Source organism: Dolichospermum compactum NIES-806 (genome assembly GCF_002368115.1).
In the GTDB taxonomy this organism is placed as follows: Bacteria; Cyanobacteriota; Cyanobacteriia; order Cyanobacteriales; family Nostocaceae; genus Dolichospermum; species Dolichospermum compactum.
Window position 1 is genome coordinate 2,137,650 of the sequence record NZ_AP018316.1, and the last position, 11,719, is coordinate 2,149,368.

The 11,719-nt window shown below is 33.9% G+C and carries 10 protein-coding genes and 2 pseudogenes; 3 read left to right on the forward strand and 9 right to left on the reverse strand.

The annotated features are described in order from the left end of the window. Positions 1-5: 5 nt before the first annotated feature. Positions 6-553, forward strand: a pseudogene (locus CA730_RS10250) (Uma2 family endonuclease). Between the two features lie 450 nt (positions 554-1,003). Here the strand turns inward: CA730_RS10250 and trmB are convergent. Beyond that, the gene (gene trmB, locus CA730_RS10255) at positions 1,004-1,645 is read right to left on the reverse strand and encodes a tRNA (guanosine(46)-N7)-methyltransferase TrmB (RefSeq protein ID WP_096666988.1); all 642 of its coding nucleotides are present in this window, start codon (positions 1,643-1,645) and stop codon (positions 1,004-1,006) included. Positions 1,646-1,795: 150 nt separating this feature from the next. Between trmB and CA730_RS10260 the strand changes: the two genes are divergently transcribed. Continuing rightward, positions 1,796-2,896 (forward strand): metallophosphoesterase family protein, encoded by a 1,101-nt coding sequence (locus CA730_RS10260; RefSeq protein ID WP_096666990.1) that lies wholly within the window; start codon positions 1,796-1,798, stop codon positions 2,894-2,896. A 158-nt stretch (positions 2,897-3,054) separates the two neighbouring features. On the opposite strand, the gene CA730_RS10265 is transcribed toward CA730_RS10260, so the two are convergent. The 3 genes from CA730_RS10265 to CA730_RS10275 all read right to left on the reverse strand — a co-directional run bounded on the left by CA730_RS10265 (position 3,055) and on the right by CA730_RS10275 (position 5,966). Then, positions 3,055-4,293, reverse strand: a complete 1,239-nt coding sequence (locus CA730_RS10265; protein ID WP_096666992.1) for an FIST signal transduction protein — start codon at positions 4,291-4,293, stop codon at positions 3,055-3,057. 376 nt (positions 4,294-4,669) lie between these two features. Next, the gene (locus CA730_RS10270) at positions 4,670-5,224 is read right to left on the reverse strand and encodes a Uma2 family endonuclease (protein ID WP_096666994.1); all 555 of its coding nucleotides are present in this window, start codon (positions 5,222-5,224) and stop codon (positions 4,670-4,672) included. A gap of 187 nt (positions 5,225-5,411) precedes the next feature. Then, on the reverse strand, positions 5,412-5,966 hold the full coding sequence (locus CA730_RS10275; RefSeq protein ID WP_096666996.1) for a Uma2 family endonuclease: 555 nt from the start codon (positions 5,964-5,966) through the stop codon (positions 5,412-5,414). A gap of 215 nt (positions 5,967-6,181) precedes the next feature. Between CA730_RS10275 and CA730_RS10280 the strand changes: the two genes are divergently transcribed. Beyond that, positions 6,182-7,201: a transposase gene (locus CA730_RS10280; RefSeq protein ID WP_053537527.1), complete on the forward strand. Its 1,020-nt coding sequence runs from the start codon at positions 6,182-6,184 to the stop codon at positions 7,199-7,201. Positions 7,202-7,299: 98 nt separating this feature from the next. Here the strand turns inward: CA730_RS10280 and CA730_RS10285 are convergent, their stop codons facing one another. From CA730_RS10285 to CA730_RS10305, 5 genes and pseudogenes are all read right to left on the reverse strand, one after another. Further along, complete coding sequence (locus CA730_RS10285; protein ID WP_027402154.1) at positions 7,300-7,512, reverse strand: type II toxin-antitoxin system HicB family antitoxin; 213 nt, start codon at positions 7,510-7,512, stop codon at positions 7,300-7,302. Continuing rightward, positions 7,512-7,703 carry a type II toxin-antitoxin system HicA family toxin gene (locus tag CA730_RS10290; protein WP_096666998.1) on the reverse strand — a complete coding sequence of 64 codons (192 nt, stop codon included), beginning with the start codon at positions 7,701-7,703 and terminating at the stop codon, positions 7,512-7,514. The genes CA730_RS10285 and CA730_RS10290 overlap by 1 nt, the downstream gene beginning before the upstream one ends. Positions 7,704-7,746: 43 nt before the next feature. After that, complete coding sequence (locus CA730_RS10295; RefSeq protein WP_197705519.1) at positions 7,747-7,917, reverse strand: hypothetical protein; 171 nt, start codon at positions 7,915-7,917, stop codon at positions 7,747-7,749. Between the two features lie 110 nt (positions 7,918-8,027). Next, positions 8,028-11,396 carry an Eco57I restriction-modification methylase domain-containing protein gene (locus CA730_RS10300; RefSeq protein WP_096667000.1) on the reverse strand — a complete coding sequence of 1,123 codons (3,369 nt, stop codon included), beginning with the start codon at positions 11,394-11,396 and terminating at the stop codon, positions 8,028-8,030. A gap of 54 nt (positions 11,397-11,450) precedes the next feature. Further along, positions 11,451-11,719 (reverse strand): annotated as a pseudogene (locus CA730_RS10305) (Uma2 family endonuclease); the annotation flags it as partial.

An 11,719-nucleotide genomic window follows, 5' to 3' on the forward strand; every position in this document is an offset into this window, starting at 1 on the left:
TAACTATGACTCAACTAAAAAATCGGCTTACTGTGGAAGAATTTCTCGCACTTCCCGAAAGTGATACTACTTATGAGTTTGTTGACGGTGAAGCTGTAGCCAAATATAAAAATGAGCAAATGTCTCCTGAATTCTTTCATATACTATTATCTACATGGGCGCAAGATCAAGGTCGTGTTGTTGTGGAATGGGGAATCAAATTAACCAAAAATCAAGCAGGTTGGATACTTCTGATTTAACTTATGTTTCCTATCACCGTCTTGCTGCTGACTGGCTTGAAAATGAGGCTTGTCCTGTTATCCCAGAATTAGTTATCGAAATTATTTCTCCTGGTCAGACTTTCGGAGACATGATTGATAAAGCCACTTATTATCTACAAGCGGGGATTCTATTAGTTTGGATAGTAGATACAATATCTCAAACTATCACTGTCTTTACAGCATCTTCTCTACCTGTAACTTTTCGAGGAAATCAAATTATCAGCCACGAAATATTAACAGATTTAGAAATTACTCCTCATACTATCTTTCAACGGGCTGGTTTAATTCGTTAGTTAAAAGATCCCGATTTCAGGAATAAATTAAGTAATTGGACAAAAATATTTACAGTCATTGCGAGGGAAGGGAAGCAATCACAACCCTTGCGATTGCTTCATTTCACTTCGTTCCATATGGCTAACGCCACGCAACGCTTACGCAATGACATTGTGTAATTAATTCTGTCTCACTACTTATAGCCCACATTCCGCACCCTAAACTGTCACACAACGAAAATTGGTCGTTTGGGGATTTCAGATAGCGATCGCTATCTGAAACTTTCACAGTTTTGTATAAAAATCATCCTTTAAGGTATGAAAAAATCCGAAATTACCGATTGTGACACCAGGGGGTGCGGAAGGTGGGTTATAGCGGTTCTTTTGTTGAGTGAGGTAGAAGAACCCCACCCCCACCCCCCTCCCCGCAAGCGAGGAGGGGGCTATGATATCAACTACATCAATTAATTATTAGTAATCTTTTTTTCTAAATAAAGCTCGATATACTGGTTCACCTTTGTTTTGAGTGGCTATTTCCCGTTCTGTGGGGACAGGGAGAGGATTTTGGGCTAACCATGTTGTTGTTCCTAGCTTCTCAAATGCAGGATGTTCATGAAAGCGATCGCACATTTCCACTGCTACAAATTCTATATCAGATTGCAGGAAAACAACACCATCAGGGGTTAAATAATTCGCTAATTCTGTGACTAATTCCGCTTGGACTACCCGACGTTTTGCGTGACGATTTTTAAACCAAGGATCAGGAAATTGAATTGTAACTCTTTGTAAGCTTCCCAATGGTAAAGTTGATAACAAGGAAACTAGGGAATTATTCACATTTGCAAATACATAATGCAAGTTTGTTAACCCCATTTCGTCGCGGATTCTATTGGCTTCGACTACTAGGGGTTCTCGGATTTCTAACCCTAAAAAATTCCAATTTGGTTCTACTTGTGCCATTTTCAGGACAAATCTCCCCCTAGCACAACCAATATCTAAATGTAGAGGTAGGTTTGGTTGGATATAAATCTTTTCCCATTCTGGAGAAGCGGCTGGGGTTTGGAACTTACTGGCAAGGGGGTTAACGTGCTGACGAACTCGAACAGGTGACAAAATTTACGCTCCTTTGAAAAAACACAATTCTAAACAAATGTATACAAATATTATTAAGTCTAAATATTCCTACACAGGTATACAGAGTGAGAGTTATACTTTGATTATAAGGATTTTTGCAACTTCATTTTTAACATTTTCTTAAAATCAATGAAACTCAATTTTCGTTTTGCTATCGTTAGCGACTTACACATTGCACTTCCTGAAACAATTTGGGATCACCCTAGTCGCTTTCATTTGGTGGAAGTGAGTATTCCGGCTTTTGATAGTGTATTAGAACATTTAACCCAATTAGATTTAGATTTTTTGTTGATCCCTGGAGACTTAACCCAACATGGTGAAGCAGCAAATCACAAGTGGTTACAAAACAGATTATCACAGTTACCTTTTCCATCTTATGTTATTCCTGGTAATCATGATGTCCCTGTTTTAATTGCCAATGAACAATCAATTGGCTTTGCAGATTTTCCCTATTTCTACCAAAAGTTTGGTTATGAAAATCCTGAACAACATTATTATAATCGGCAGATATTTCCAGGGGTGAGGTTAATTGGTCTTAATTCTAACTCATTTGATGATCAAGGTCAGCAGATAGGACGGTTGGATAGTCAGCAATTCCAGTGGTTAGAACAGCAGTTAGCCGGGATTGAGGATGAATTGGTTTTAGTGATGATTCATCACAATGTGGTTGAACATTTACCAAATCAATCCCGTCATCCCATGGCAAATCGCTATATGTTGGAAAATGCTTCAGAACTGCGGACATTATTACAACGCTATGGGGTAAAACTAGTTTTTACCGGACATTTGCACGTTCAAGATGTGGCTTGTGCAGACGGAATTTATGATATTACCACGGGTTCTTTAGTTAGCTACCCTCATCCTTATCGAGTGTTGGAATTTAACCGGGATGAATTAGGTAGTGAATCCTTACAAGTTGTTTCTCATCGAGTTAATTCAGTACCAGATTTTCCCAATTTACAAACATTATCACGACAATGGATGGGCGATCGCTCTTATCCATTTGTCCTCAAATTATTGACTTTACCGCCTTTGAGTTTACCACTAGCACAGGCACAAACCCTAGCCCCCGGTTTACGGGACTTTTGGGCGACAATTGCCGATGGTGATGCTATGTTAGAATATCCCCACTTTCCCATTCATGTTCGTCGTTACATCGAAGAATATAGCGCAGTTAATGATGGGAATCCGGCTTTTATTGATAATCACAGTACGTTATTGATAGGGTAAATTGTCTGATAGCGAAGCGTGGCGTAGCCATATCAGGACTTACAGGATTTAAGGATTTACAGGATGTAATTAGCTTTTTTATCAGCAGAAATCTCTTCTTTCTCTACCTCTGTGATCTCTGTGCCTCTGTGGTTCGTTAAAAAAAACCTGTTAACAACTCAAATAGGATTGCTATAGCTATTATCGCTGATTAGAGAACGACAAATAGCAAATACAGAAGTATAACCATGGAGGAAAGTTCTGCCACTGACAGGACCGATTTCACCACCGCAGAAAAACCCACCCATTGGTATGTCCTGGACGTAACGGCTAAAGAGTTGAGAATCGAAATTAGGTTTGCCATAAAGACCTGTTCCTCGTCCTAAACAGGTAAACATCAAAGCACCGACGGGAGAAGGTTGTCCGGCATTTTCACTTTGATATTCTTGGAGTAAAATTTCTAAATCTTGGGCTGATGCTTCGGCATCCCTCAGATGAAATTGTAACCTTTGTCCGGCACGAATGCGATCGCCAATTGCGATCGCCCCACCATTAGGATCTACTCCTAAAACATTGCGAATTAAAAAATCTCCCGAATGTAAATTTAGCCGAAATTCATCCATTGCTAAACCCACAAACAAAGAATGTTGTGCTAATGTTCGTTCTTCTTCACTCAAACTACTAATTAAATTTCGCAATACCATCAAAGGCACTTTTTCATCCAACTCTAAAATAATATTCCGTTCCGCTTTAGTGACTTGCAACGGTTCACCAATAGGACGACACCCTTGGGCAACAATAGTATCTAAAACAATATTGCCACTTAAAGCGATGCCTACCGTACCTTCCCGATATAACTTATCATTACAAAATAAGCCCACACGACCATTCATAGAGCCGCTGCTGGCCTGTCCTCCCACAACCACCGAACCTGGATAGGCAAAATCTAACCCCTGCAACAAATCATTCGTTCCTGAAGCAAAGGGACTCGACAGCAGAATAAATTGAGGGACTACTGAAGGTGATACACCCAGCAAATCAATCCAAGCAGTCGGGGAACTATCGGAATCTGGCAATTCTTCCGCCACAATATGAAAAGGTTGGATTTCGACACCGGGAAGATGGGCTAAAGTTAAACTCAGGGCTGGTTCTGCTTCTATTTCTTCCGTTTCTCCAGTCTCTTTTCTGCCAATTACACCCCCAGCACTACAACCAATTAATATAGGTACAGAAAGTTTTTCCGCCAATAAAGGCAAAAGTCGGGAATACTCACTCATAAAAGCAGAAGAAATGAATACCAGCCCTAAATCCGCTGGTGCTGTTAAAGATGTCATTGCTTGTTCTACAACATCGTTAATAGCCGCTTCTAAGGAAGGACGGGTTGATAGGGCATTTATCCACTGCATTTGATCTGCCATGAGTTTTCGGCTGGTTTCTGTTTTGGGGTTAGTTGATTATTTTAACTAACTTTGTCGCTTGCTGAATAGAGTCAGATACCCGACTTCTTAGAGAAGTCGGGTATCTCGTTGTTCAGTATAGGAAGTGGTATATTTATGATTTAATAGGATTTACGCATTGACAAGATTCCCCAAATATGTGAGGTAAATTTTATCCCTTGTAGGGTGCGTCAGACACGATATTTTGACAAAAAAACAGATTCCCTCTATCTGACGCACCCTACTCAATAAGTTATTCCCAAAGCCGAAAACGACGCAATTTTGTTCATTCATATCATGGTAAATTAGTGAGCGTGCGTAAGTCCTATTTAATATCAAAAATTGAGGATATAAACACCTATTCAAACACAGGTGGCCATAATTCAGAAATGGCAATTTCCCAACCAGGAAATAATTCAGTTACGGTTAATTTATCATCTTCTGTTAATAATGTAATTTTACCATCAGGACGATAAACAGTAACAGTTAATTCATCAGGATTGATTAAAATTCCTATCTTAGCGCCTAATTCTAAAAATAATTTAAGTTTATCTTCTAATTTAGCAACTCTATCAGTTTTTGATTTAATTTCTACCACTAAATCAGGAACTAAATTACCGAAATCTCTCACAGTCCGTTTTAATCTTTGGGCAGAAACAAAAGACACATCGGGAGCGCGTAAATCAGTATTTGGCATAATAAACCCACCACTGGAGTCAAATATTCGCCCTAATTTACGAGGATTAGTCCATAATTTTAACAAATATATGAACTCAGCACCAATTTCACTAGATTCTATATCTGATGGACCAATAATTAAAATATTTCCTTCTTGTAGTTCTATTTGATAGTCGTTATCATCATCTTTTAATATTTGTTCTATTTTTTCTAGGTTGTTAATTGTGAGAGTCATATAATTTTCATCTCCAGTGATATTTGTGATGATTTAATATCATAGCATTTCGTCAAACTATGTAGGTTGGGTTGTTCACGTTAGCGTTGCGAAGCAATTGGAACAAAACCCAACATTTTTCCTTCTTCTGTTGGGTTTGGTCTTCGTTCTACCGAACCTACAATACCGAATGGTTAAATATAAGCACTTATTCAAATACAGGAGGCCATAATTCAGAAATAGCAATTTCCCAACCAGGAAATAATTCAGTTACGGTTAATTTATCATCTTCTGTTAATAATGTAATTTTACCATCAGGACGATAAACAGTAACAGTTAATTCATCAGGATTGATTAAAATTCCCACTTTTGCACCTAATTCTAAAAAAAATTTAAGTTTATCTTCTAATTTAGCAACTCTATCAGTTTTTGATTTAATTTCTACCACTAAATCAGGAACTAATTTAGCAAAATCTCTCACTGTCCGTTTTAATCTTGCGGCGGCAACAAAGGACACATCGGGAGCGCGTAAGTCGGTATTCGGCATAATAAACCCACCACCGGAGTCAAATATTCGCCCTAATTTACGAGGTTTGATCCAATTACCTAATAATCTAATCAATTCAGCACCAATTTCACTAGATTCTATATCCGATGGACCCATAATTAAAATATTCCCTTCTTGTAGTTCTATTTGATAGTCGTTATTATCATCTTTTAATATTTTTTGTATTTTTTCTAAGTTGTCAATTGTGAGAGTCATATAATTTTGATCTCCAGTGATATTTGTGATGATTTAATATTATAGCATATTTATTTATATCATTCAGATCCCTGACTTCTTGAAGATGTTGGGGATCTCTAAACAAAATTATTAAGTTATCAGGATACAGAAGTGTTGAATGTTAGGAAAAGATTAAAAAAAAGTACCATAATTTGATACAATCTAAAAAAATATAGATAAAGAATTATCAAATTATGCGCTTAAAGAATTTCCCAGAAGTGGTCAAAACAATATTGAAACCATTGCCCAAAAAAGATTATCCAGTTCTGGACACATTTTCATTTGTATCAGTGTGGTTACAGTATGTCATGGATAAAAGTATAGTGAGTATGAGAGATTTATTTCAAAGACTAAATAATCAAGGGATAGATTTAAAAATATCAAATTTTTCCAAGGCAAGTAAAAAGAGAGATACTCAAGTATTTTTGGAGATAATAACTGAATTAAACAATCAACTGAGAAAGAAAAAAGGAAAGGAAGAAACCCAAGCATTATTTCCTATAGATTCAACAATTATTACATTAACAAGTAAATTATTATGGAGTCAAGGATATCATCAAGTAAAACTATTTTGTGGGTTAGATAGTTTGACATCAGAAGTTGGTGGAATGGTGATTCATTTTGGGCAAGGACATGACCATAAATATGGACAAGAAACAGTAGAAGCAATTCCGTCAAAAGGAGTAGGGATAATGGATAGAGGATTTGCATCCTCCGAAAGAATATCTGAATTAAAACAACAAAAAAATAAAGCTTTTGTCTTAAGAATTAAAAATAATGTCACTTTAGAAATGCTAGAAAATGGTAATTGTAAAGTTGGCAAAGATGAAAGAGAAGTGGAAATTAGAGTAGTAGCATTTTGTGATATAGAAACTAAGAGTGAATTTCGTTTAGCAACAAACTTATTAAATGAAGGAGAAGAGCAAGTTAGTAATCAAGAGATTATGGAAATTTACATACAAAGATGGCAAATTGAATTGTTATGGAAATTCTTAAAAATGCACCTCAAGTTAGACAGACTTATGACAAAGAATGAGAATGGAATTAGAATTCAGATAATGTGCTGTTTAATCGCTTATTTGATATTGCAACTAATAGAAATACCGCAAGAATTTGGCAAAACTTTATTAGATAAACTCCGTTATCTTCAGTCCTATATGTGTCAGGAAATAAGTTATGTTCATTGGTTTAGAAAACTTATTTGGATAAGATGAAAAATAGCACTTATAGGCTAAGTTTATTTCAATATGTAAAGTTTTATTACGCTATTCAACATTTCTGATCAGGATAATATAGGAATTTACTACTTAAATTAAATCAAAACTTCAACTTCTTGGGCGATACTTGTAGGTTGGGGAATTGGTAAACCTGACTCTATTAAACCTTCTATATGAAATTCTATTGCTTCAACAATCATTTGTTGAACTTCTACTAATGTTTCAGCTACAGCTATACAACCGGGTAAGTCGGGAACATAAGCACCATAACTGCTGTTTCCCTTTTCAATTACTACTGTATAACGCATTATTCTTCCTCCAATTGTGCTTGTTTCCATATACTTTTTAGTGTACCAATGGGTACGTCAATATTGGGTTTACCGGAAACTGTAACTATACCAAGTTTATCAGGATGTTTAAACTGTCGGTGACTTCCTCTAGTTCTGGCTAAATACCAACCATCCGCTTCTAGTCGCTGAATTACTGCTCGTACTTTCATATTAACATTTATTTCTAATCAATAGTTTAATTTATTTTTATAATTAATTATGTAGATTATACATCAGACTTAATATTTCTCCAATTTCACTAGATTCTATATCCGATGGACCCATAATTAAAATATTTCCTTCCTGTAGTTCTATTTGATAGTCGTTATCATCATCTTTTAATATTTGTTCTATTTTTTCTAAGTTGTTAATTGTGAGAGTCATATAATTTTCATCTCCAGTGATATTTGTGATGATTTGATATTATAGCATTGTAGGGTGTGTCAGATATTACCAATCTGTTTATTGATATAATTTATGCAGTCTGACGCACCCTACCTATCTATTTTTATGTCTGCATATTCTTTTTCTGTTAATGTAAATTCAGGATCTATTATTTTTACTTCTTTATAAGAGAGTTCGTAAAGTTTATAAACCATATTGTCTATTTGTTGTTCTAATGCGGTGGTGTCTTTACCTTGTGTTTTATAGAGTAAAATATTATCTACTAATTTAATGAATTTCTCTTGGTTTGGGGCTTTTTTTATTCGCATATTACCTACTGGCGTAGGATAATACTCAAAGCGGTAATCCATTAATTTACCATAACTTTTGAAATAGTAGTCTAAAACTTTTGAATTAAGCAAAGCCAGTAAATATTTTAAACTGTAATCTTTAACATCAACTTTTAAACAAACGATAGTAGTATCAGCACTTGAATAGAAACTATTATTATCATAGCAAAAAGTATTTTCTGACGCTTTGAACCTACATATTAATTTTTCACTATTAAATAATTTAGGTTCTCTTGTTCTATGAAGATCAAACCATCTAAGATTACCTTTTTTGACTTCAGTTCTATTTTCTAATTTATCTATATATTTAAGAAAATGAGATTTTATATTAGGAAAATCATCTAAATTTTCAATACTTTTTGTATAAATTAAATATCTTTCTTTAACTTGATTAATATAAAATTTATGAATATCTCCAACTTTTAGCCATTTTTTTAATAATTCTTTTGGAAAATTTTTTATTAAATAATCTTCGATAATAAAAGCAGAATCTCTGCCAGTAATTATGCCTTGCTTACAGTGAGCAATATCTGATAATAAGATTGTATTGCTTTCAATTTTTTGAATTAAAAAAGAACCTTTTTGATCTTTTAAAACCCAATTTATTTTATCAATATTTGCTTTAGGTATTTCTAAACTTTGAAATTCATCAAGATTTACTATCTCTATCTTTTTTCCAGAATGGTCTCTGTAAAAAAATGTATATGCTGCTGTTTTGTTATTTTTAAAACTTGTAATACCTGTTTTAATTCCAATACCATCGAAAACAGTAATATTCTTAAAATCTACTATTTCAGTAAATGTGACATTTTCTGCTAAATACTTACGCAGCTTTGATGCAAACTCTGCTTCGAGCCAATACCGTGAAGTTATGAATGTTATAAAAGCATTAGATTTTGCCAACTCGACAGCACAAATAAAGAAGTAATAATAAATATCTGCTTTGCCATCAAATATGGCAGGATAAGTAAGTTTTAATACTTCTCTCTCTTCTGATGAATACATTTTAAAGTTTAAAAATGGCGGATTTCCAATTACAATATCAAAACCCACATTTTCCACAAGTTGCTGATTCATCACTTCAGGAAAATCTAACTTCCAATCAAAGAAATTAAGAGACTTATCAGGATTATTTTTTAATTGTTTAAGTTCCTTAATATTTTGTTTCCAACCAACAGTTTGTAAATAAATTTCCGTTTGCTTAGTTAAAGTTTTACCCTTACCAGTGGGTTTATCTTCCATACCTTTAGTTTTAATCATCAATTCCAATTGACTTATCAACAAATCAATTTTCAAATCACGGATATCAGCAGCTAATTTTTTCTTATCGCTATCTGGACTAAAAAACTCTTTTTGTTTATCACTAATTTTCCTTAAAATTTCTTGAGGTTGGTAAACATCAACTAAAATACTTCCTTGTGTAACATCTTTTATTTCCCAATCAATATCAATAATATCATCACCAAACTTACTCACCAAACTATTACCCACCACAATTTTATAATCAAGATTAGGTAAAGCTTTTGGTTTATCTTCATCTACTATTAAACTCAACCAAAAACGCAATCTAGCAATATCCACAGCACCGCGTTCAATATCCACCCCATAAATACTATTTTGGATAATATTCAACTTCACATCCGAAGCATTAAAATTAGTCGTATTCCCGAATTCAAAAGTATGTAGAGTTTGTTTTGCGGTAAATATTTCATGTAACAAACCCATAGGAAAAGCACCAGAACCAATAGCAGGATCACAAATCTTTACCTTATCCAATGCAATATTCAAATGTCTGAACCATGATTTATAGGATTCCTTTGATTTGCTTGATTTTTCGAGAATATCTATATTTATTTCTTTCTTTTTGATGAATTGTGTAATCAACTCCTTTTGATTTTCTTCTATCAAGGTAATCCCTAAATCAGAAAAATCACAGTTTAGACAATAGGTATTCAGATATTCAATTAAACTTTCCTGACACATATAATGGACAATTTCTTTCGGAGTGTAATATGCACCCTTATCTTTATTATCTTCTAGTAAATTCTCAAAAATATGACCCAACATTTCCGGGTCAACAGCTATGGTATGATCAAGAGGATCATCCTCATAAATAGTGAAATTGTACTGGTCAAAAACGTTAAATAGATTTGCAAATAAATGATCAGGAAAAATTAAATTCCGATGATTTGGATTCTCTTCCTCAAATAAACCCCCATTCAAGTAGGGTATTTTATAAGATGGATTTTCAATAAATAAATCATTAGCGCGTTTTGTGTTTAAAGTATCAAAAAACAGCACAGATAAAAAATATTTATAAAAAAGTTCCTTATCGGTAAAATTCTGAAACTGATTAGTTAAAAAATGATGATCACCATTTCCCCAATCTTCATTTTCTGGTACACCCAACCAGCCTTTTTTCTGAATAAAATATAAAAATACAATTCTTCCTAATAACTTTTTACTAAAATCACGAATAGCTTTTTTATCACCGTTAAAGATAGTTTGAGAAATCCCAGGTTGGGAAATGATATATTCACAGAAATTATTATAATGTTCTTTATATTTCTCAAAAAATGTTTTAGAAAGTTTCTCTACAGAAAACGCTTCTTTGACATCTTCTAAACTAACTTTATTACCCTTATTAATAATCTGTTCAAACCGTTCTCCAGCAGTTCTAATACTTTCACCCTCACCTAATATATAAGTATAGCGTTTAGGTTCGGTTTTAATTTGAATAAATTCGCCCTCTGCGTCATAACCCGTCAATTCAGAAACGTAAGTAAACCGCCAATTTACACTTTCTGGATGATGATAAACAATAAAAGCACCATCAATATTTTTCCAATACTTACGCAATAAATTTCTTAATCCTACGCGATTACGTTCTAAAATAATCCCCTGTGCAAGTGTAACTTCATAAACTGCAATTTGTCTATCAATACCATCTTCATTCAGTAATATATAGCCTAATTTTTGAGCATTAGTAGCAACATGATGATCAATACCTGTCAAGTTTTCAGGAGTTGCTAATAATTGCACATTAGCAAATGTTTCTCCTAAAAATTGCTTCCATTTAGCTTGATTGTAACGTTGATTAAATAGGTCTTGAATTTGTTGTTTTTTCATAATATTAAGATCCCCGACTTCTTTTTGAATGATGTAAATAATATCTAGTCTTTGTTATTGCTGTTTTAGCCACTGTCGAAACTTTCTTAAAGTAAGACTTCTCCCAAAAATCCGACTTTCTTCAACAAATTGGGGAATTATTTCTGCAATTGGTAAATTAGGAAAATTAGGACTAATTTTTGATTCTATATATTTACCATCTTGCCAAATATTAATCTGTAATTTATCATTTTCATATCGCCATACTTCGGGAACTGCTAAAGCTAAATAAGCATCTAATTGTGTTTTGGAAGTAACATCAATTTCTATCACTAATAGGATTT